The organism is Ruegeria sp. BB1 (assembly GCF_056539465.1).
Genome location: NZ_JBQFVB010000008.1, coordinates 62,252 through 82,529 on the forward strand (window position 1 = coordinate 62,252; position 20,278 = coordinate 82,529).

At 60.3% G+C, this 20,278-nt stretch carries 20 protein-coding genes; 11 read left to right on the top strand and 9 right to left on the bottom strand.

What is annotated here, in order from left to right:
• Positions 1-77 precede the first annotated feature (77 nt).
• From xsc to ACR0AL_RS16240, 6 genes are all read left to right on the top strand, one after another.
• Positions 78-1,853, top strand: coding sequence for a sulfoacetaldehyde acetyltransferase (xsc, locus tag ACR0AL_RS16215; RefSeq protein WP_170398326.1), 1,776 nt, complete (start codon positions 78-80; stop codon positions 1,851-1,853).
• A gap of 4 nt (positions 1,854-1,857) precedes the next feature.
• Positions 1,858-2,880, top strand: a complete 1,023-nt coding sequence (gene pta, locus ACR0AL_RS16220) for a phosphate acetyltransferase (RefSeq protein ID WP_170351007.1) — start codon at positions 1,858-1,860, stop codon at positions 2,878-2,880.
• 80 nt (positions 2,881-2,960) lie between these two features.
• Complete coding sequence (locus tag ACR0AL_RS16225; protein WP_217354111.1) at positions 2,961-3,983, top strand: YeiH family protein; 1,023 nt, start codon at positions 2,961-2,963, stop codon at positions 3,981-3,983.
• Between the two features lie 24 nt (positions 3,984-4,007).
• Positions 4,008-6,827 (top strand): molybdopterin oxidoreductase family protein, encoded by a 2,820-nt coding sequence (locus ACR0AL_RS16230; protein WP_480663844.1) that lies wholly within the window; start codon positions 4,008-4,010, stop codon positions 6,825-6,827.
• Positions 6,824-7,573, top strand: coding sequence for a 4Fe-4S dicluster domain-containing protein (locus ACR0AL_RS16235; RefSeq protein ID WP_170362313.1), 750 nt, complete (start codon positions 6,824-6,826; stop codon positions 7,571-7,573). Before ACR0AL_RS16230 ends, ACR0AL_RS16235 begins: the two co-directional genes overlap by 4 nt.
• A complete protein-coding gene (locus ACR0AL_RS16240; RefSeq protein ID WP_170398313.1) occupies positions 7,573-8,445 on the top strand; it encodes a dimethyl sulfoxide reductase anchor subunit family protein in 873 nt (290 codons plus the stop codon). The genes ACR0AL_RS16235 and ACR0AL_RS16240 overlap by 1 nt, the downstream gene beginning before the upstream one ends.
• Positions 8,446-8,545: 100 nt before the next feature.
• Here the strand turns inward: ACR0AL_RS16240 and dapA are convergent, their stop codons facing one another.
• The gene (gene dapA, locus ACR0AL_RS16245) at positions 8,546-9,418 is read right to left on the bottom strand and encodes a 4-hydroxy-tetrahydrodipicolinate synthase (protein ID WP_170351012.1); all 873 of its coding nucleotides are present in this window, start codon (positions 9,416-9,418) and stop codon (positions 8,546-8,548) included.
• A 134-nt stretch (positions 9,419-9,552) separates the two neighbouring features.
• Here dapA and ACR0AL_RS16250 point away from each other — a divergent pair, with 134 nt between their 5' ends.
• Positions 9,553-11,517, top strand: coding sequence for a lytic transglycosylase domain-containing protein (locus tag ACR0AL_RS16250; protein WP_480663846.1), 1,965 nt, complete (start codon positions 9,553-9,555; stop codon positions 11,515-11,517).
• On the opposite strand, the gene ACR0AL_RS16255 is transcribed toward ACR0AL_RS16250, so the two are convergent.
• Both ACR0AL_RS16255 and mnmC2 read right to left on the bottom strand, forming a co-directional pair.
• Positions 11,491-12,360, bottom strand: coding sequence for a DMT family transporter (locus ACR0AL_RS16255; protein WP_170362317.1), 870 nt, complete (start codon positions 12,358-12,360; stop codon positions 11,491-11,493). The two genes, ACR0AL_RS16250 and ACR0AL_RS16255, sit on opposite strands and share 27 nt — an antisense overlap.
• The gene (mnmC2, locus tag ACR0AL_RS16260; RefSeq protein ID WP_170351014.1) at positions 12,357-13,022 is read right to left on the bottom strand and encodes a tRNA (5-methylaminomethyl-2-thiouridine)(34)-methyltransferase MnmC2; all 666 of its coding nucleotides are present in this window, start codon (positions 13,020-13,022) and stop codon (positions 12,357-12,359) included. Before mnmC2 ends, ACR0AL_RS16255 begins: the two co-directional genes overlap by 4 nt.
• A 49-nt stretch (positions 13,023-13,071) precedes the next feature.
• Between mnmC2 and ACR0AL_RS16265 the strand changes: the two genes are divergently transcribed.
• Entirely contained in the window at positions 13,072-14,112 is a 1,041-nt protein-coding gene (locus ACR0AL_RS16265) for an NAD(P)/FAD-dependent oxidoreductase (protein WP_480663848.1), read from the top strand.
• Here ACR0AL_RS16265 and ACR0AL_RS16270 read toward each other — a convergent pair.
• The 4 genes from ACR0AL_RS16270 to ACR0AL_RS16285 all read right to left on the bottom strand — a co-directional run bounded on the left by ACR0AL_RS16270 (position 14,104) and on the right by ACR0AL_RS16285 (position 17,079).
• Positions 14,104-14,901, bottom strand: a complete 798-nt coding sequence (locus ACR0AL_RS16270) for an HTD2 family dehydratase (protein WP_480663850.1) — start codon at positions 14,899-14,901, stop codon at positions 14,104-14,106. The two genes, ACR0AL_RS16265 and ACR0AL_RS16270, sit on opposite strands and share 9 nt — an antisense overlap.
• Positions 14,902-14,939: 38 nt before the next feature.
• On the bottom strand, positions 14,940-15,482 hold the full coding sequence (locus tag ACR0AL_RS16275; RefSeq protein ID WP_170378327.1) for an NADPH-dependent FMN reductase: 543 nt from the start codon (positions 15,480-15,482) through the stop codon (positions 14,940-14,942).
• 114 nt (positions 15,483-15,596) lie between these two features.
• Positions 15,597-16,268 carry a YiaD family glycine zipper/OmpA-like lipoprotein gene (locus tag ACR0AL_RS16280; protein WP_170351018.1) on the bottom strand — a complete coding sequence of 224 codons (672 nt, stop codon included), beginning with the start codon at positions 16,266-16,268 and terminating at the stop codon, positions 15,597-15,599.
• A 118-nt stretch (positions 16,269-16,386) separates the two neighbouring features.
• Positions 16,387-17,079 carry a helix-turn-helix transcriptional regulator gene (locus ACR0AL_RS16285; RefSeq protein ID WP_170351019.1) on the bottom strand — a complete coding sequence of 231 codons (693 nt, stop codon included), beginning with the start codon at positions 17,077-17,079 and terminating at the stop codon, positions 16,387-16,389.
• A 102-nt stretch (positions 17,080-17,181) separates the two neighbouring features.
• On the opposite strand from ACR0AL_RS16285, the gene ACR0AL_RS16290 reads away from it, so the two are divergent.
• Entirely contained in the window at positions 17,182-17,367 is a 186-nt protein-coding gene (locus ACR0AL_RS16290) for a hypothetical protein (protein WP_058283078.1), read from the top strand.
• Positions 17,368-17,369: 2 nt separating this feature from the next.
• Here ACR0AL_RS16290 and ACR0AL_RS16295 read toward each other — a convergent pair whose 3' ends face one another.
• Positions 17,370-18,017 (bottom strand): RluA family pseudouridine synthase, encoded by a 648-nt coding sequence (locus tag ACR0AL_RS16295; RefSeq protein ID WP_480663852.1) that lies wholly within the window; start codon positions 18,015-18,017, stop codon positions 17,370-17,372.
• A gap of 97 nt (positions 18,018-18,114) precedes the next feature.
• Here ACR0AL_RS16295 and ACR0AL_RS16300 point away from each other — a divergent pair, with 97 nt between their 5' ends.
• On the top strand, positions 18,115-18,525 hold the full coding sequence (locus tag ACR0AL_RS16300) for a nuclear transport factor 2 family protein (RefSeq protein WP_480663854.1): 411 nt from the start codon (positions 18,115-18,117) through the stop codon (positions 18,523-18,525).
• Positions 18,526-18,527: 2 nt separating this feature from the next.
• On the top strand, positions 18,528-19,232 hold the full coding sequence (locus tag ACR0AL_RS16305) for an SGNH/GDSL hydrolase family protein (protein ID WP_480663856.1): 705 nt from the start codon (positions 18,528-18,530) through the stop codon (positions 19,230-19,232).
• Here the strand turns inward: ACR0AL_RS16305 and rarD are convergent.
• Positions 19,223-20,128 carry an EamA family transporter RarD gene (rarD, locus tag ACR0AL_RS16310; RefSeq protein WP_480663858.1) on the bottom strand — a complete coding sequence of 302 codons (906 nt, stop codon included), beginning with the start codon at positions 20,126-20,128 and terminating at the stop codon, positions 19,223-19,225. The genes ACR0AL_RS16305 and rarD overlap by 10 nt on opposite strands.
• Positions 20,129-20,278: the final 150 nt, after the last annotated feature.

The window sequence follows — 20,278 nt, forward strand, 5'->3', positions numbered from 1 at the left end:
TCCCCCATAGGTCAAAACCGTATGCAAAGGCGGGGCACCGGGCCCGGCCATTCCACACATGCGCGGAGATCACACACATGAAAATGACGACTGAAGAAGCATTCGTTAAGACGTTGCAGATGCACGGGATCGAACATGCGTTCGGTATCATCGGCTCGGCCATGATGCCGATCTCGGATATTTTCCCGAAGGCCGGAATTTCGTTCTGGGACTGTGCGCACGAAGGGTCCGGCGGCATGATGGCCGACGGCTACACCCGCGCGACCGGCAAGATGTCGATGATGATCGCGCAAAACGGTCCTGGGATCACCAACTTTGTAACGGCTGTTAAAACCGCATACTGGAACCACACACCAGTACTTCTGATCACACCACAGGCCGCGAACAAAACCATCGGTCAGGGCGGTTTTCAGGAGATGGAGCAGATGCGCATGTTCTCGGACTGCGTGGCTTATCAGGAAGAACTGCGTGACCCGTCGCGTGTCGCCGAAGTTCTGAACCGGGTAATCCTGCAGGCCAAGCGTGCCTCGGCACCGGCTCAGATGAACATCCCGCGCGATATGTGGACCCAGGTTATCGACATCGAGCTGCCGAAGATCGTTGAATTCGCTCGCACCGCAGGCGGTGACGAGGCACTGCAGGAAGCGGCTGACATTCTGTCGGAAGCCAAGTTTCCCGTCATCCTGAACGGCGCTGGCGTTGTTCTGTCCGGCGCGATCCCCGCATCTGCCGAGCTGGCCGAACGTTTGACCGCACCGGTCTGCGTTGGCTACCAGCACAACGACGCCTTCCCCGGCTCGCACCCGCTGTTTGCCGGTCCTTTGGGCTATAACGGCTCGAAAGCTGGTATGGAGCTGATCGCCAAAGCAGACGTCGTACTGGCTCTGGGCACCCGTCTGAACCCGTTCTCGACCCTGCCCGGCTACGGCATCAACTACTGGCCGACCGACGCCAAGATCATTCAGGTTGACTTGAACCCTGACCGTATCGGCCTGACCAAAGATGTCACGGTTGGCATCGTTGGCGATGCCAAGAAAGTTGCCGAAGGTCTACTGGCCCGTCTGGGTGATCATGCTGGTGACGCAGGTCGAGAAGATCGCAAAAACACCATCGCCACCACCAAATCTGCTTGGGCGCAAGAGCTGAGCTCGCTGACCCACGAGAACGACGATCCGGGCACCACCTGGAACGAGCGCGCCCGTGCCGCCAAGCCCGACTGGATGAGCCCGCGCATGGCGTGGCGCGCAATTCAGGCGGCGCTGCCGACAGAGGCAATCATCTCGTCCGACATCGGCAACAACTGCGCCATCGGCAATGCGTATCCGTCGTTTGAAGAGGGTCGCAAATATCTGGCTCCTGGCCTTTTCGGCCCCTGCGGCTATGGCCTGCCAGCGGTTATCGGTGCCAAGATTGGCTGCCCCGATGTTCCGGTTGTCGGTTTCTCAGGTGACGGCGCATTCGGCATCGCAGTGAACGAGCTGACGGCGATTGGTCGCGAAGAATGGCCTGCTGTAACCCAGATCGTTTTCCGCAACTATCAGTGGGGCGCGGAAAAGCGTAACTCGACCCTGTGGTTTGACGACAACTTCGTGGGCACAGAGCTGGACCAGCAAGTATCCTATGCGGGCATCGCGCAAGCTTGTGGACTGAAGGGCGTTCAGGCGCGCACACAGGACGAGCTGACTGCGGCGCTGAACCAGGCGATCATCGATCAGAAAAACGGCATCACCACGCTGATCGAAGCGATGATCAACCAGGAATTGGGTGACCCGTTCCGCCGCGATGCGATGAAGAAGCCCGTCGAGGTCGCTGGTATCGACGCTGCGGACATGAAGCCCCAGGCCGGAGCATAATTACGTGAAGCCCCTGCGCCAAATACTTGGGGCTGCGACCAGTTCCAAAAAGATCATCGCCCTTGCTGAGGGCGATGATCCACGTGTGGTGGAAGGTGCGCTGAAAGCGCGTGCCGAAAATGCCGCCGATATCATCCTTGTGGGCGATCACGCCAAGATCACCGCCTTGCTGGCGGAAAAAGGCGGATCCGATGTGGACGGGATTACCATCCATGACCCCGCGACATCCCCCCATACAGATCGGTTCGCCACGACCTATTATGAGCTGCGCAAGCACAAGGGCATGACGCCAGAGAACGCGCAGAAACTGATCAGAAGCCGCCTGAACTATGCCGCCATGCTGGTCCACCTGGGACTGGCTGATGGCACCGTCGGAGGGGCGGTTGAAACCACCTCGGACACTGTGCGCGCCGCTTTGCAGATCATTGGCAAAGCGCCCGACGCCCATATGGTGTCCAGCTTCTTTCTGATGATTTATGACCGCGACCACCACGCGGTTCAGGGTGTTCACATCTTTGCCGATTGCGGTCTGGTTGTTGATCCCGACGAACGGGAACTGGCCGAAATCGCGCAGGCATCGGCGGCGTCGTACCACGCACTGACCGGCCAAGAACCCCGTGTTGCCATGCTGTCCTTTTCCACAGGCGGCAGCGCCAACCATCCCAAAGTTTCCAAGGTGGTCGAAGCCACCCGGATCGCCAAAGCCGCAAGCCCGCATCTGCTGATCGACGGAGAGCTGCAGTTCGACGCCGCCTACGTGCCCGAAGTTGCCAGCAAAAAGGCCAAGGATTCGCCGTTGAAGGGGCAAGCCAACGTGTTTGTCTTCCCGAATCTCGATGCCGGGAACCTCGGCTACAAGATCGCACAGCGTATTGGCGGGGCCGAGGCCATCGGGCCGGTTCTGCAAGGACTGGCGAAACCAGCAAACGACCTGTCACGCGGCTGTTCGGCAGATGATGTTCTGCACATGATTGCAGTGACCGCTGTTCAGGCCCAGCACGACGATGCCGAGCCCGAGACATGCTGATCCGGAACCAGCATAACTTCGGCGGCATACTCGCCGATGACGCCGCTGCGTCAGGAAGGACCGTCGAATAAATGCTGGCCATGACCCAGATTTCAAATCTTGTCGGTGTAAACGCCACCCAAAAGGCCCGCACCCTTTTCCCAGGCATTCTGGTGGCGATCATCGTTGCCGTATCTGCCAAATTCCTGTCTGAGCATTACGCAACGCCAGCCATGCTGATGGCTCTACTTTTGGGCATTGCGCTTAGCTTTTTGGGGGAAGAGGGTAAAACCGTCCCTGGTATCGGCTTTGCCGCAAAATCCCTGCTACGCCTGGGCGTGGCGCTGTTGGGTGTTCGGGTTTCAATGACGCTGATGATGGGGCTGGGCTGGGACCTGATCGCTCTGGTCGTGGGCGGGGTTCTAGCAACAATTGGCTTTGGCCTTCTGGTTGCCCGATTCTTTGGCCACAAATGGCGCTTTGCCTTTCTGACCGCCGGTTCTGTCGCGATTTGCGGGGCCTCTGCCGCGATGGCCATCAGCGCCATTCTACCCAAGGATGAACGATCCGAAGAGCGCCTGATTTTTACCGTTCTGGGCGTCACCGTTCTATCGACCATTGCGATGATCGCCTATCCGATCTTAGTGCGCATTCTGGGCATGAGCGATGTCGCAGGGGGCGTGTTTCTGGGCGGTACGATCCACGACGTGGCGCAAGTGGTCGGCGCAGGCTTTTCGATCTCGGAACAGACCGGCGATACCGCAACGCTGGTGAAACTGATCCGTGTGGCGATGCTGGCCCCGGTGGTTCTGGTCGCGTCGCTGATCATTCGCGGCGTTGCTGAAATGGATGAAACCGGCAAACGGCCCCCGATCCTTCCGGGCTTTGTCCTTGGATTTCTTGTTCTGGCTGCCGCCAGCTCATTTGGCCTGATCCCTCCTTTCATCACTGAACTGCTTAGTCAGGCATCGCGGTGGCTGCTGCTGATCGCCATCGCGGCGGTCGGCATGAAGACCAACCTGAAACAAATCTTGTCGGTCGGCGGCGCAGCCATTGCCCTGATCGTCTTAGAAACTCTTTTCATTGCAGGAATTATCCTAGCCGGAATAACTTTCCTGACCTGATCCGCCCCGACAGAAGGACGCCAGATGACCATCCAGCAACCGAAGATAGACACCAGCCCTAAAGTCTCGGACGAGGTTCGGCGCACCACCTGTTACATGTGTGCCTGCCGCTGTGGCATCAACGTTCATATGAAAGACGGCAAGGTCGCCTATATCGAAGGCAACCGCGACCATCCAGTGAACAAGGGCGTTTTGTGCGCCAAGGGCTCGGCCGGGATCATGCAGGTCAACGCGCCGTCGCGGCTGCGCAAGCCGCTGCGCAGGGTTGGTCCGCGCGGCTCGGGTGAGTTTCGCGAGATCGAATGGGACGAAGCGATCAGCACTGCCGTTGGCTGGCTGAACGAGCTGCACGAAACCGCGCCGCAGAAACTGGCCTTCTTTACCGGTCGCGACCAAAGCCAAAGCTTCACCAGCTTCTGGGCGCAAAATTTCGGCACCCCCAACTATGCGGCCCATGGCGGGTTCTGTTCCGTCAACATGGCGGCGGGTGGCATCTACACCATGGGTGGCGCGTTCTGGGAATTCGGTCAGCCCGACTGGGATCACACCAAGCTGTTCATGCTGTTCGGCGTGGCCGAGGACCATGACAGCAACCCGATCAAGATGGGCATCGGCAAGATCAAAAAGCGCGGCGCGCGGGTGATCGGGGTGAACCCGATCCGTTCGGGATATAACGCTGTGGCCGATGATTGGGTCGGGATCACGCCGGGCACCGATGGGCTGTTCATCCTGTCGCTGATCCACGTGCTGATGAAGGCGGGCAAGATCGACCTTGATTACCTCAGCCGCTACACCAACGCGCCGGTTCTGGTGAATGCCGCCGAAGGCCCCGAGAAAGGCCTGTTCCTGCGCGACGCCGATGGAAAACCGCTGGTGATCGACCGCACCACAGGCGAGCTGACCGCCTTTGACAAGCCGGGTGTGCGCCCTGACCTGTCGGCGACTTACGAAAAAGATGGCGTCACCCACCGCCCGGTCTTCCACCTGATGGCGGACAAATACCTCAGCGACGACAACGCGCCCGAGGCCGTGGCCGAACGCTGTGGCATCCCGGCGCAACGCATCCGCGCCATCGCGGCCGAAATCGCCCGTGTTGCCTTTGACGAAGCAATCGAACTGGACCACGAATGGACCGATTTCCGGGGTGAGAAGCACTCCAAGATGATCGGTCGTCCGGTCAGCTTCCATTCGATGCGCGGGGTATCGGCCCATGCAAATGGGTTCCAGACCTGCCGCGCGCTGCACGTTCTGCAAATCCTGCTGGGCACTGTCGAAGTGCCCGGAGGTTTCCGTTTCAAACCGCCCTATCCCAAACCGGTCGAGGCGCACCCGACACCGCATGGCGACCGCCGTCCGGGCCGACCGCTGAACGGGCCGCATCTGGGCTTTCCACGCGGTCCCGACGATCTGCTGCTGGACGATGACGGCAGCCCCATTCGCATCGACAAGGCGTTCACCTGGGAAAACCCGATGTCGGCCCACGGGCTGATGCATATGGTGATTTCAAACGCTGCTGCGGGTGATCCCTACAAGATCGACACGCTGTTTATGTACATGGCAAACATGTCGTGGAACTCGTCCATGAACACCAAAGGCGTGATGGAAATGCTGACCGCCAAAGATGATGACGGAAATTACGTCATTCCGAACATCATCTATTCCGATGCCTATTCCTCGGAAATGGTGGCCTATGCCGATCTGGTCTTGCCCGACACCACCTATCTGGAACGGCATGACTGTATCTCGCTTCTGGACCGTCCAATCTGCGAGGCTGATGCCGCCGCCGATGCGATCCGCTGGCCGGTGATCGAACCCGATCGCGACGTCCGCGGGTTCCAGTCGGTGTTGATCGAACTGGCCAACCGCATGAACCTGCCCGGCTTCACCAACGAAGATGGCAGCGCCAAGTGGAAGGACTATGCCGACTACATCGTCAACCACGAACGCCGCCCGGGCATTGGCCCGCTGGCCGGTTTCCGTGGCCCAGATGGCGACAAGGAAGGGCGTGGTGAGGTCAACCCGGAACAATTGAACCGCTATATCGACAACGGCGGCTTCTATGTCGCGCATATTCCCGAAGGTGCGGATTACTACAAACCTTGGAACGCAGCCTATCAGGACTGGGCCGTGGGCATGGGTATCTATGACAGCCCGCAACCTTACCTTTTCCAGCTTTACTCGGAACCGATGCGCAAATTCCAACTGGCGGCCGAAGGCCATGGTGAGAGGCAACCACCCGAGCATCTGCGCCAGCGCATCAAGGACACGATGGACCCGCTGCCGATCTGGTACGAGACCGATCAACAAGGCAACGAAGGTTTCACCGTCAACGCCCTGACCCAACGCCCTATGGCAATGTACCATAGCTGGGGCACCCAGAACGCTTGGCTGCGCCAGTTGCACGGGCGCAACCCTCTTTATGTCCCGACCAAACTGATGCGCGAGCACGGGCTGCAGGATGGTGACTGGGCCAAGGTCAGCTCGCCGCATGGGGCAATCACGGTGCCGGTCATGGAAATGGCAGCGCTGAATGAAAACACCGTCTGGACCTGGAACGCCATCGGCAAGCGCAAAGGCGCCTGGGCCCTGCAAGAGGACGCGCCCGAGGCCACCAAGGGCTTCCTGCTGAACCATCTGATTCACGAGCTGATGCCGCCGAAAGGCGATGGCATGCGGTGGGCCAACTCCGACCCCATTACCGGTCAGGCCGCCTGGTTCGACCTGAAGGTCAAAATCGAAAAAGCCGAAGCCCCGGGTGACGCCGAAAGCCAACCGGAATTCGATCCTATAAAATCGCCGGTGGGAACCGGCCCGAAAGATCTGGCGTGGAAGGTAGGCAAATGACCCAACTCCCCCAATCCACCGAACGTAAGATGGGTCTGGTTATCGACCTGGACACCTGCGTTGGCTGCCATGCCTGCGTGATTTCCTGCAAAGGCTGGAACACCGAAAACTATGGCGCGCCGCTGTCGGATCAGGATGCCTATGGCGCCAATCCGTCGGGCACCTTCCTGAACCGTGTGCATTCCTACGAAGTGACACCGGATGAGGGTCACGCACAGCTGATCCATTTCCCCAAATCCTGCCTGCATTGCGAAGACGCGCCCTGCGTCACCGTGTGCCCCACCGGGGCCAGCTATAAGCGGGTCGAGGATGGCATCGTTCTGGTCAATGAAAGCGACTGCATCGGCTGCGGCCTATGCGCGTGGTCCTGCCCTTATGGCGCGCGCGAGCTGGATCAGGCGGAAGGTGTGATGAAGAAATGCACCCTGTGCGTTGATCGCATCTACAACGAGAACCTGCCCGAGGTGGATCGCGTCCCCTCTTGCGTGCGCACTTGCCCCGCCGGGGCCCGGCATTTCGGTGATCTTGGCGATCCTGACAGCGACGTCAGCAAACTGGTGGCTGAGCGTGAGGGCATGGACCTGATGCCGGAAATGGGCACCAAACCCGTCAACAAATATCTGCCACCCCGGCCCAAGGATCAGATCGAGGATCAGATCGACATTCTGGCCCCGCTGCTGGCCCCGGTCGCCGAAGAACCCAAAGGATTCCTTGGCTGGCTCGACAAAACTCTGGAGAAGCTCTGATGCATCCCGCACCTTCCGTCATCGTCTTCACCACCCTCTCGGGCCTGGGTTTTGGCCTGCTGTTTTTCCTCGGCCTCGGCTTGCCCGTCGTCACCGGCTGGGTCGCCTTTGCGCTTTTTGCCATCGGCTTTGGTCTTTCCGTCGGCGGCTTGCTGGCCTCGACCTTCCACCTGGGCCACCCGGAACGCGCGATGAAGGCCTTCACGCAATGGCGGTCAAGCTGGCTCAGCCGCGAAGGCTGGTGCGCAGTCATCGCCCTGGTCCTGATGGGGCTTTACGCCATCGGCGCGGTGTTTTTTGGGCAGCGCTGGGGCGCTCTGGGCGTTCTCGGTTCCTTGTTCTCACTCGCAACAGTGTTCACGACATCGATGATCTATACCCAGCTCAAGACCATCCCGCGCTGGAACATGAAGCTGACACCCGCCATGTTCCTCAGCTTCAGCCTTGCGGGCGGGGCGCTTCTGTCCGGGCAACTTGCTTGGGCGATGCCGTTGTTGTTGATCGCCGGCGCGGTGCAACTGATGTACTGGCGGCAAGGGGACAAGGCCTTTGCCCAATCCGGCACTGATCTGGGCACCGCTACAGGCCTGGGCGGCCGCGGTTCGGTTCGGGCGTTTGAACCACCCCATACCGGCACCAACTATCTGCTGCGCGAGTTCGTCCACGTGGTCGGGCGCAAACACGCCGAAAAGCTGCGGATCATCTCGTTCACGTTGGCCATTTTCGTACCGCTGATCCTGTTGATGCTGCCATTCCATCACATACTGGCATTGCTCGCCGTCCTATCCCATCTGACCGGCGTTGCAATTTCCCGATGGCTATTCTTTGCACAGGCCGAACACGTCGTCGGGCTGTACTACGGAAAACGATAATAAAAGGGGGCTCTCAGCCCCCTTCTTTTTTAGCCTGACAGGCCAATCCATCTTTTCCAAGGGATTGCCAACCGGGTGAAAACATCCGGCCAAGCCGGGCTCAAATCAGACCGGCATGGGCCATTGCGGCATCAATGGCGGCCTTGGTGCTGTTTTCCAGCGGTGTCAGAGGCGAGCGGACCTCGTCACTGCACAGACCCAGTTTGCTAAGCGCGTATTTTGCCCCGACCAGACCCGGCTCGAGGAAAATCGCCTCGTGCAAGGGCATCAGGCGATCCTGATATTCCAGCGCCTTGGCAAAATCGCCTGCCAACGTCGCCTGCTGGAACTCGGCGCAAAGCTTCGGTGCGACATTCGCGGTCACCGAGATGCAGCCAACACCGCCATGCGCGTTAAAGCCCAGCGCGGTCGCGTCTTCGCCGGACAGCTGGCAGAACGCGGGCCCACAGGCCGCACGCTGCTGGCTGACGCGCGCCAGATCACCAGTGGCGTCCTTGACGCCCACGATGCGCGGCAGTTCAGCCAGTTCACCCATGGTTGCCGGGGTCATGTCGACGACCGACCGACCGGGGATGTTGTAGATGATGATCGGAATATCGGCGCAATCATGCAGCGCACGGAAATGTGCCACCAGACCCTTTTGGGTCGGCTTGTTGTAATACGGCGTCACCACCAGTGCTGCATCGGCGCCGATCCGTTCTGCGAATCGCACAAAGCGGATTGCCTCAACCGTGTTATTCGACCCCGCCCCGGCGATAACCGGAACACGACCGGCGGCCGCTTTGACCACCTCTTCCACAACGGTTTCATGCTCTTCATGACTAAGGGTCGGGCTTTCACCGGTGGTGCCCACAGGAACCAGCCCGGTCGAGCCTTCCTGAATCTGCCATTCCACCAAGTGTTTGAGCGTCTTCAGGTCCAACTCGCCGTTTGAAAACGGTGTGACGAGGGCTGGCATTGAGCCTTTGAACATGACACGCTCCTTAGTGTGCAGTTTGTGTTTTTTGTGCCCAAGGATCGTCACAATCATGGCGATGTGAGTTGATACCGTCGGCACAAGGTTTATCCTGAATGGCTCTATCCTTGGTTGGTTGGGAAATGCAAGGCATGACACGCGTTCTAGCGCTTTTGATAGCAATGATTCTTGGGTCAATGGGGCAAGCGCAGGCCGACTCGGTCGGTGATCTGCGGGCCGGGATGAACGAAATGCGTAAGGGCGACTGGAATGCCGCCCTGCGGGTTTCGGGCAATCGGGGGTCGGTCAGCCGCGATATCATCGTCTGGCACTGGCTGCGCGAAGGCTATGGCAGCTCTGGCGATGTGCTGGTGTTTCTGGAACGCCGACCGGATTGGCCGGGTCTGGCCTGGCTGCGGCGCAAAAGCGAGCCGGTCTTTACCGGTGCTGATCCCGATCGGGTCTTGAAATTTTACGCCGACGTACCGCCGCAAACCGCCGAAGGGGCGCTGAACTATGCTGTCGCCTTGATGGCCAAGGGGCGCGAAGGTGATGCCGAGGCTGACATTGTGGCTGCATGGCGCACCATGCCGATGGGTAAGGGTCTGCAGAAGAATTACCTTGAGAATTTCAGCAAGCTGCTGAAACCCCACCACGCGGCGCGGCTGGACCGGATGCTGTGGGACAACCATCTGGTCAGCGCGGGGCAGATGCTGCCCTTGGTCAGTGCCGATCAGCGCAAGCTGGCCGAAGCGCGGATTGCCCTGCAAAAACGCCTGCCCGGCGTCGATGGCAAGGTTGCGGCGGTTCCGAAATCCCTGGCCGACGCGCCTGGGTTGGCCTTTGACCGTTTTGTCTGGCGCGACCGGAAAGAGCTGGACGACAGCGCAATTGACCTGATGTTAGCACGCTCGACCGGGCCTGAGGCGCTGGGTGAGCCTGACAAATGGGCCGAGGGCCGCCGCCGTCTGGCCCGGCTTGAGATGCGCAATGGCGACGTGAATCGCGCCTATCAGATCGCTGCGAACCATCACATGACGCCGGAAATGGGCTATGCCTATGCCGATCTGGAATGGCTGGCGGGGTTCTTGGCCCTGCGCAAGCTGAACGATCCGGCCACGGCCGTGCGGCATTTCCAGAACTTTTCAGGCGCGGTGCAGTCTCCGATCTCGAAAGGGCGCGGCGGATACTGGCTGGGCCGGGCCTATAGCGCGCAAGGCGATGCCGACAAAGCCTATGAAGCTTATGCGATGGGCGCGGATTACCAGACGTCGTTCTATGGCCTGTTGGCGGCTGAACGCATTGGACGACCGTTTGACAGCGAATTGGCCAACCCTCGCCGCGCGCCGCATTGGAAACAGGCCGAGTTTGCCGACTCCAGCGTCTTGGAAGCCGGGCTGCTGCTGTTGCGTGCGGGCGAAGATAACCTATCCGAACGCTTCCTAACCCATCTGGTAGAAGAACTGGATCAGGTGCAGGCGACGCAATTGGGCGATCTGGTGATCGAACTCAAGGAACCGCATCTGGCGGTGATGATCGCCAAACGGGCGGCGAAAACGGGCGTTGTTCTACCCGCCGCCTATTACCCGGTGCATCCGGTGGCCGATATGGGCCTGCCCATGGCGAAAGAGATGACCTTGGCCATCGCCCGTCGCGAAAGCGAGTTCGATCCGGTTGTGATCAGCGGTGCGGGCGCGCGCGGGCTGATGCAGGTGATGCCCGCCACCGCACAGCTGGTAGCTAAGGAGCTGGGCATTCTCAGCGGTCATAAGACAATCAAGCTGACCTCGGACTGGCAATACAACGCCAAGCTGGGCGCCAATTACCTGTCCGGGCTGGCAGAGGATTTCAACGGCAATGTGGTGATGATGGCCGCAGGCTATAATGCCGGGCCGCGCCGTCCGATATCGTGGATGGATCGATATGGCGATCCCCGCGCCGGTGAGATTGACGTGGTCGACTGGATCGAGACAATCCCGTTCAGCGAGACACGCAACTATGTGATGCGTGTGGCCGAAAGCCTGCCGGTCTATCGCGCGCGCCTGGGCCAGCCCGCTCTGCCGATCCCCTTCTCGCAGGAATTGGTCGGCTCAACCCTGGCGGCGTTCGCGCCATAGGGTGAACAGACCCGCCGCCACGACCAGAGCTGCGCCCAGAACGACCTCTGGCCGCAGCGCCTCGCCAAAGACCGTGATGCCCAAAATCGTACCCCAGACCAGGTGGAAATAGGCAAAGGGCTGCACCGCGCTGGCCTCGGCCATCTCATAGCATTTGATCAGCAGCCAGTGGCCTAACACGCCGCTGACACACAACACCGCCATCCAGACCCAGTCCGGGCGGGCCATCGGTTCCCAGAACCACATTCCCACCGAAGTCATCGCAACAGCGCCCGCAATTCCAGTCCAGAAAAAGCTAGTGGCCGCACTGTCCTTACGGGCAGCGAACCGAGTCAGTAGACCATAGAGTGCAAACATCAGCGCGGATATGAGCGGAACGATGGCCCACGGGTTGAACACCCCGACCCCGGGTTGCAGGATGATCAGAACCCCAATGCAACCGACACCAATAGCGGACCAGCGTCTCCAACCTACTTTCTCACCAAGCACCGGTCCGCTTAAGGCTGCGACCAGCAATGGATAACAGATAAACACAGCCATCGTGTCGATCAGGCCAAGAACGGTGAACGCAAACACGGCCACGCAAATCTCTGCCGCCAGCAAGACGCCACGAAACACCTGTAGCCCAAGCTGGCTCGTCTGCGCTGCGGCCCGTAACCCGCCCGGCGCGCGCGCTGCCAGCGCAATGACAAACGCGGCGAAGAACCAGTAGCGGATCATCACAACCATGTAGGTGTTGTAGGTCCCGGCCAGATGGCGCGAGATACCGTCCTGCAAGGCAAACACGATGGTGGCCGCGATCATCAGGCCAATTCCGGCCCGCACGTTATTCTGCTGCGTCATGGCTTGCGCGCCCGGGTCATATGGCGCTTGCGGCCATAGCCGGGGGTTCGGGCGACGGTAAAGCCCGCCTCTTCCAGCCCGCGCCGCACAAATCCGGCGGCAGTGTAGGTGGCTGCCGTGCCCTCGGCTGCCGTATGATCCGCCACCTGCTGCATCAGATCAGCCCCCCACAATTCAGGGTTCTTTGCCGGGGAAAACCCGTCCAGAAACCATGCATCTGCCCGACCAGCCCAGTCAGGCAATGTCTGACGAGCGTCGCCCTCGATCACTTCAAGGCGCAGGGTCCCCAGATCGCACCCGCCACTCTGCCACTGCGCCAGAAAACGGTCGCTCCACGGTGTCAATTCGGGGAACGATGCCATTGCGCGGGACATGTCCTCGGGCGTCATCGGAAAGGCTTCGAAACTGGTGAAGGTCAGGGGCGTGGTTTGGCCAGATTTCTCCCATTCGGACCACACAGTCAGCATGTTTAGACCCGTGCCAAAACCCAGCTCGGCGATACGAAACCCCGGCGCAAATCGCGCGGGCAGATCATTACCCGCCAGAAAGACATGCCGCGTTTCCTCCAACCCGTTCTGCAACGAATAATAAGGATCGTCGAAACGGTCCGAGACCGGGATCTGATCCTCCGTCCATGTCAGTTCGGCGCGCTGGTCTGCCATCGGGGAATCCTGTAGCTAAGCGGCGCGACACTGAACAAGGATAAGGGGAATGGCAATGGTCGATGTAACGGTGCGCGGCGCGGGCATCTTTGGCCTGTCCATTGCCTGGACCTGCGCCCGGCGCGGCGCCAAGGTGCAGGTTGTCGATCCGTTCGGTCCCGGATCAGGCTCCAGCGGTGGTTTGGTCGGCGCGTTGGCCCCGCATGTGCCCGAAAACTGGAACGCCAAGAAGGCCTTTCAATTCGACAGCCTGATCCTGGCCGAACCCTTCTGGAAACAGGTCGAAGCCACCGGCGGGGTTTCCGCCGGGTATGCGCGTCTGGGCCGGTTGCAGCCCGTCACTGACGCCCGCACCTTGGAGCTTGCCCATGCCCGCGCGGCTACGGCGGACAAGCTGTGGCAGGGTCACGCCGAATGGCGTGTTGTTGCGACTGATACGCTTGGGTCATGGTGCCCACCCAGCCCAACCGGTTTCGTGATCCACGATACGCTAAGTGCCCGGATGCACCCCCGCCGCGCCTGCGCTGCGCTGGTTTCTGCGCTTGCGGTGATGGGTGTCGAGGTGGTGACAGACGCGCCGAACAAGGGGCAGGTTGTCCATGCCACTGGTCTGGCCGGATTACTGGAACTTAGCCAAGCCTTCGGCAAAACCGTCGGCAATGGCGTCAAGGGACAGGCTGCGCTGTTGCGGTTCGATGCTGGGGAAGTGCCACAGCTGTTTGCGGATGCGATCCATATCGTCCCCCATGCGGATGGCACACTGGCGATCGGCTCGACCTCGGAACGCGAATATGATGACCCGGCCAGTACGGATGCCGCGCTGGATGATGTGCTGGATCGCGCCACCCGCGCGGTGCCTGTATTGCATGGGGCAGAGGTCATCGACCGCTGGGCCGGTGTGCGCCCCCGCAGCAAAAGTCGTGCACCGATGCTGGGGGAACACCCGCTACATCAGGGGCAGTTCATCGCCAATGGAGGCTTCAAGATCGGCTTTGGCATGGCACCCAAAGTGGCCGAGGCCATGGCCGATCTGGTTCTGGACGGACGCGATAACATCCCCGACGATTTCCGGCCTGAAGCCTCACTCTGACCGGGCAACAGCTTCGGCGATCATACATTGCCGCCCATCGGGGCCACTCACCCACAGGGTTTTCCCTTCCCGGCACAAGGTCGCGGTTTCAAAATGCATCAACGGCGCGGTTGCACGGAATGAGAACCGCGCCAAAGGCCCCATCAATTCTTCGGCAAACAACATCAGCAGCTGCGCCAGCAGCGGGCCATGCACGACCAGTCCGGCATAACCTTCGACATCGCGGGCATAATCCAGATCGTAATGGATACGGTGGCCATTGAAGGTCAGCGCCGAATAGCGAAACAGCAAGGTGGAATCGAACGTGACCTCGCGCCGGTCGGTTTCATCGGTGCGCGCCGTGGGTGGGGCGGGCTTGACCTGATCTGGCGAAGGGTCTTGACGGTACACCAGATCCTGCCATTCGGTCAGACAATGGGTATCCCCCTGCCAGATTTCATGCCGTAAAGTCACAAATCCCAGCGGCCCACTGCGCCCTTTTTTTGAGGTTGCACTGTCGCAGATCGACCGACGTTTGGCACTGCGGCCCGCAATCAATGGCGCATTAAAATCCAATCGCCCTCCGGCCCACATCCGGCGTGGCAGTCCCATATCGGGGATCAGCCCGCCAACCTTGGGGTGACCATCACGACCCAATTCGGACGGCGGGCGAGGCGACCAGAAATAGAGCTGATGAAAAAACAGTGGTAACGGCGTTCCGTCGGTCACCGTCCCCTCCTGCCCCAGCGCCACCTGAAATGCTGCGGCACGGGCCGGGTCAATCACATCGGTCTGAATTTCCTCTGCCATGGCCGTAGATTAGGCAGCCCGACCTGTGTGAACAAGCGTTAGAACCCCGCCTCGGCCCGCAGCTTCTCCATCAGGGTTCGCAAGCTGCTTTCATAGCGGTCGCTGGTCAGTTTTCCATGTTCATCAAACTCGTTAGAGCTGTTGGCCAGATGGATCTCGGGCCCTTGCAGGATGCGCGGCTGGAACGGCACCATATAGCCACGCAACACCATCTGCGCGCGCTCACCCCCGGCACGACCCGCCGCCGCCGACATCACGGCGACCGGCTTGTCAGCCCAGGGGCGGCCCTCGGTTCGGCTGACCCAGTCCAACGCGTTTTTCAGCACGCCTGACGGGCCTTTGTTGTATTCGGGTGTGGAAATGATCACCGCATGCGCCTGCGCGATCTGATCGGCCAGAGTTTGAACAGGCGCGGGAATGCCTTCACCATCCTCCAGATCGCCATCATAGAGCGGCAGGTTCAGGTCGGCTTCGATATGGGTGCCGGGGTCGAACAGCCGCGCCGCCTCGCGCAGAAGTTTGCGGTTGGTGGCGCTTTGACGCAGCGAACCGGACAGGCTCAGAAGGATTGGTGCGGACATTGGGGAACTCCGGTTTGGGTTTCCCAACAGCTAACCCAAAGCACGCGCGCACCAAAGCCCATGTGACGCGCAGTCAATGTGCGAAAAAGGGGCACCCGCAGGTGCCCCGTTTCGTCAGGTTTGGCCGCTGGGGACAATCTCGATATCAACCCGGCGGTTGCGAGCCTTGCCTTCGGGCGTCAGGTTCGACGCAGCGGGGCGGTTTTCCCCCAGCCCGATAGTCGTGAGACGGGCGCTGCTCACCCCATTGGCCTGCAGAATATCTGCCACGGACCGTGCACGGCGTTCGGACAGGGCCTGATTATAGGACGCCTCGCCATCGCTGTCGGTATGGCCGATGACCTGAATGTTCGAGTTCGGATACCGCGTCAGGTTCTGCCCTACCCGCACCAGATCGGCGCGCAGCGCCGGGCGCACGGTCGCGCTGTCAGTGTCAAAGCTGATATCATTCGGCACGGTGACGATCAGGCGATCTCCGGCATTGGTGACGGTGATGCCCTGATTGGCCAGCTGCTGACGCAGTTCCGCCGCCTGCTTGTCCAGTTGGTTGCCGACCAGACCACCACCTGCAGCACCGATGGCACCACCTGCCAGCGCGCCCAACAGCGGATCCGAGTCGTTTGCAATGGCGCCAACTCCGGCCCCGACCAGACCGCCAAGAATCGCACCTTGTCTGGTGTTCTGATTGGGGTCGGATGGCAGGTTCAGCGTGCCAGGGTCCGTACAGGCCGCCAAGACCAGAGCCGAGGATAGCCCGGCAGACAAAACAAATTTGGAAATCGTCATGATATCACCTTCTGCTCCGGCGCCCGTTCTTCGGGCGCGTATTGTTTGGCGCAGTATATCGCGTTGCCCGCAGGTGGGCTCAAGCAACAATCAAGTGAAATCGGCAAATACCTGCCAATTACGACGTACCTGTGGGGACATCCCAGTGATTCTGTTCCTGCCAGATCGCGCGCAACGGCTCACCCTGCCCGCAAAAGTGATCGTCAATCAACTCGCAGGCCCAGATACGGTCGGTACGGAAGTGGCGGAACCCGTTCCGCAACTCGCACCACGCGGCCAGCATGGTGCACTCGATATGATAGATCAGCGCAACGGGCCGGACGATCCGTTCGGTCCGATCTTCGTTGGCGTTGACATAGGTGATGCGGATTTTGCGCTCGTTCCGTATGGCCTCGCGATAGTTCACAACCGGTACGCAACCCTTTTCAGGATCATCCATCGGCGCCCCCCATGGGGCAACCTGCAACCAGTCTGTCGGCACGCGCAACGCCTCGATCTTGCGGCACACACGGTCGGCGGCCTGCTGCAGCGTGCTATCCCCGGTCCGTGCCAGCATCGACAGGCCGACCCACAGGGCCTCGACCTCTTCGGCATCGAAATTCAGCGGTGGCAGGTCATAGCCGCGTCGCATCAGATAGCCGACACCAGCCTCTCCCTCGATCGGGGTGCGTTGCGCCTGAAGGGCCGCAATGTCGCGATAGACGGTGCGCGCGGACACCTCCAGCTTTTCTGCCAACATCTCGGCCGTCACCGGCGTTTCGGCTGAACGCAAAATCTGGATGATTTCAAACAGGCGTGTCGAACGACGCATGGGGGTCTCCGATTGATCTGCTGACACACTAGCACACCCCCCTGACAGGGTGGTGTCAGGAGTGATGGGCCAGACTTGGGATCAGTTGAAAGGAGAATTCCCATGCCAAGCCGCGACAATCACGTGATGATGACCCTGAAATTGGACCGCTGGGCGCAGGATCACACCCTGCGTGCCTTTGAAATCGAACGCGAAATCATGGCCGCTCGCCGACCTTGCGCCCCTAAGAAACGAGCGAAGCGGTTTTCACTGGGCAATCTGAAACTGTTCTGGACCAGCACGGCTTAGGATCAGAAATCCGCCTTGGCGCGAAACTTCGTTGCAACCCCGCCTTCGGGGCTTTTCAGGCGTAGCTCTTCGGAATGCAGCATCAGGCGCGGGAATTGCCGCGCCGCACCTTCGGCATAGAACGGGTCACCCAGGATCGGGTGACCCAGCGCCTGCATATGTACCCGAAGTTGGTGCGACCGGCCGGTCTTTGGAAACAGCCGCATGCGGGTTGTTTCGCCTTCATGCTTGACCACGCGCCAGTCGGTGACGGCCGCTTTGCCGGTCTCATGACACACCATCTGAAGCGGGCGGTTGGGCCAGTCCACGATCAGCGGCAGATCGACGGTTCCGGTCTTGTCCTCGACCCGCCCCCAGACGCGCGCCACATAGGTCTTGCGGGTCTGACGATTTTCGAACTGCATGCTCAGATGCCGCTGAGCGTGGGGTGTCTGAGCAAAGACCATGACGCCAGAAGTGTCCCGATCCAGCCGATGCACCAACAGCGCTTGCGGAAACGTCGCCTGAACCCGCGTCAGCAAGCAATCGGCCAGATGCTCGCCCCGCCCCGGCACGGACAATAAGCCCGAGGGCTTGTTCACCACAATTAGCTGCGCATCCTCGTGCAACACGTCCAAGGGGGTCATCGGGGGATCATAGGTCTCGCTCATGCGCGCCTGCCTATCGCAGCGCGCGACCTCCCGCAACGTCGCGCTTGCCTGAACGGAACGGTTCAGCAACTCTCGCTCCAATACGGAAGGAGAGACCATGCACCCCACGATCAAACACATGCAAGAAGTGGTGGCCAAGGGCGATGAAAGCCTGATCCACGAGTTGCTGGCCGAGGATGTGCGGTTTTCACCGCCCACCTATTACAGTACCTGGACAGGGCGCACACCGGTGGCGGCGGTACTGGGGCACGTGGGGCAAGTGTTCTCGGACTTCCGCTATCGCCGTGTGCTGGGTGCGGGCAAGGACTGGGCGTTGGAGTTTCAGTGCAAGGTCGGTGACCTGGATGCGGTGGGTGTCGATCTGATCACCCTGAACGATGATGGACTGATCCAGGAATTCGAGGTCGTCATGCGCCCCCACAAAACCATCGGTGCCCTGCGCGAGGCGATGATGGCGCGGATCATGACCGATGCGCGGTTCCTAGAATTCAAGAACGCGCTCAACTGACCATGCCTTTTGCCCCGGATCAGCTGTTGCGTGTGCCCTTACTGCCGGTTCTGGCGATGCAGGGCCTGTCGGTGCGCCGCAACGCCCAATTGCTGCCGGAACCAATTGGCCCGCGCGAAGGGCGTGACGGGCGTGGGCCCCGACTGCGTTTGCTGATCACGGGCGACAGCTCGGCCGCCGGGGTCGGTGCGGGGACACAGGCGCAAGCGCTGTCCGGGCATCTCGTGTCCCGACTGGCCAGTCACTACACGGTCGAATGGCGGCTTGAGGCCACCACTGGACACACAACTCAGGATACGATTGACCGATTGCGCGGCCTGAGCGGCCAGTTCGACATGGCAGTGACAGCGCTCGGTGTAAATGACGTGACGCGCGGCGTGACGTACAAGCGCTTCGTGGACCGCCAGACCCAATTGTTGAAGCATTTGACCGGCCCTCTGGGCGTAAAACGATTGGCCGTCACAGCGGTACCGCAGATGAACCGGTTCCCGGCCCTGCCGCAGCCGCTGGCCTGGGTCTTAGGCCATCAGGCAAGACGGTTGGATCAGGGCCTACGGCATGTTGCGGCCAGCTTCGCGCAGGCGCGGTATCTGGCGATGGATCTGGCCGACGATCCGGCACTGGTCGCGCCGGACGGATATCACCCAAGTCCAAAAACCTATGCGATCTGGGCCGAAGAGGCGGCCCGTCTTCTACTTCAAGCCTGAGTCCGCATCTGCCGGATCATCGGAATCGAATACACCACCAGAGCCGTCCAGATCAGAGGAAATGCAATCATGCGTCCTCGGTCAATCTGTTCACCAAACACGGTAATGGCGGTGATGAAAATCATGGTCGGAGCGATGTATTGCAGAATACCCATGGTCGACAACCGTACCAGCTTGGCCCCATTGGCATAAACCAGCAGGGGCACCGCCGTCACTACCCCTGCCGCAGCCAGCAGCAAGGTGTCCGATGCACCCACCCCAAAATTGCCAGTACCTTTCACACCCAACCACGTGACGTACATCAACGCCGGGATCAGCAGGATCAGGACCTCAAGCAAAAAGCCTTGGTTGGGGCCAATGGGCAGTGACCGCTTGAAAAAGGCATAAAATCCCCACGTTACCATCAACCCCAGTGCTGGCCACGGCAGGCTACCCGCCTCGATGATCAAAGCCAGCACTCCAAGGGCCGCAATCGCCACTGCCATCAGCTGCGTTTTCGTCAACGGCTCGCGCAGCAGAACCGCGCCCAGCGCAATGCTGAACAACGGGTTGATGTAATATCCCAGCGCAGCATCCAAAGCCCGGTCATTGGCAATCGACCAGACATAGATTGCCCAATTAACCGAGATCAGCGCTGCCGTCAGGCAAGCCATCCCTAACATCTTTGGGTTTACCAGCGCCGTTTTCAGATCCCGCGTACGCCCCAGCGCCACAAGCAACAACCCGGCCACAGGCACCGACCAGATGACGCGATGCGCAACAATCTCAACCGGGCCAACGTGCGACAGTGCCTTCATATACAGGGGCAAAAATCCCCACAGGACATAGGCCGTCACAGCCAGCGCAAGCCCTTTGGGCGTGTCTGCATTGTTCGATGCTAGGGGGGCGTCTGCCACGGCGGGTCTCCGACTGATACCGTATTTCTCTACGGCAAATCAGACTAGCTTGGAAACCGCGAAAACTGTGAAGAGGGTCATCAGGAAATCTGATACGTCGTGCCAATACAGGCAGGCACCAAAATCGAGCGGGGCGCCGCAGCGCCCCGA

Excerpts from the sequence above, each read along its gene's own strand:
- xsc (WP_170398326.1), top strand. The coding sequence starts at position 78 with ATGAAAATGACGACTGAAGAAGCATTCGTTAAGACGTTGCAGATGCAC.
- ACR0AL_RS16225 (WP_217354111.1), top strand. The coding sequence starts at position 2,961 with ATGACCCAGATTTCAAATCTTGTCGGTGTAAACGCCACCCAAAAGGCC.
- ACR0AL_RS16230 (WP_480663844.1), top strand. The coding sequence starts at position 4,008 with ATGACCATCCAGCAACCGAAGATAGACACCAGCCCTAAAGTCTCGGAC.
- ACR0AL_RS16235 (WP_170362313.1), top strand. The coding sequence starts at position 6,824 with ATGACCCAACTCCCCCAATCCACCGAACGTAAGATGGGTCTGGTTATC.
- ACR0AL_RS16240 (WP_170398313.1), top strand. The coding sequence starts at position 7,573 with ATGCATCCCGCACCTTCCGTCATCGTCTTCACCACCCTCTCGGGCCTG.
- dapA (WP_170351012.1), bottom strand. The coding sequence starts at position 9,418 with ATGTTCAAAGGCTCAATGCCAGCCCTCGTCACACCGTTTTCAAACGGC.
- ACR0AL_RS16250 (WP_480663846.1), top strand. The coding sequence starts at position 9,553 with ATGACACGCGTTCTAGCGCTTTTGATAGCAATGATTCTTGGGTCAATG.
- ACR0AL_RS16255 (WP_170362317.1), bottom strand. The coding sequence starts at position 12,360 with ATGACGCAGCAGAATAACGTGCGGGCCGGAATTGGCCTGATGATCGCG.
- mnmC2 (WP_170351014.1), bottom strand. The coding sequence starts at position 13,022 with ATGGCAGACCAGCGCGCCGAACTGACATGGACGGAGGATCAGATCCCG.
- ACR0AL_RS16265 (WP_480663848.1), top strand. The coding sequence starts at position 13,072 with ATGGCAATGGTCGATGTAACGGTGCGCGGCGCGGGCATCTTTGGCCTG.
- ACR0AL_RS16270 (WP_480663850.1), bottom strand. The coding sequence starts at position 14,901 with ATGGCAGAGGAAATTCAGACCGATGTGATTGACCCGGCCCGTGCCGCA.
- ACR0AL_RS16275 (WP_170378327.1), bottom strand. The coding sequence starts at position 15,482 with ATGTCCGCACCAATCCTTCTGAGCCTGTCCGGTTCGCTGCGTCAAAGC.
- ACR0AL_RS16280 (WP_170351018.1), bottom strand. The coding sequence starts at position 16,268 with ATGACGATTTCCAAATTTGTTTTGTCTGCCGGGCTATCCTCGGCTCTG.
- ACR0AL_RS16285 (WP_170351019.1), bottom strand. The coding sequence starts at position 17,079 with ATGCGTCGTTCGACACGCCTGTTTGAAATCATCCAGATTTTGCGTTCA.
- ACR0AL_RS16290 (WP_058283078.1), top strand. The coding sequence starts at position 17,182 with ATGCCAAGCCGCGACAATCACGTGATGATGACCCTGAAATTGGACCGC.
- ACR0AL_RS16295 (WP_480663852.1), bottom strand. The coding sequence starts at position 18,017 with ATGAGCGAGACCTATGATCCCCCGATGACCCCCTTGGACGTGTTGCAC.
- ACR0AL_RS16300 (WP_480663854.1), top strand. The coding sequence starts at position 18,115 with ATGCACCCCACGATCAAACACATGCAAGAAGTGGTGGCCAAGGGCGAT.
- ACR0AL_RS16305 (WP_480663856.1), top strand. The coding sequence starts at position 18,528 with ATGCCTTTTGCCCCGGATCAGCTGTTGCGTGTGCCCTTACTGCCGGTT.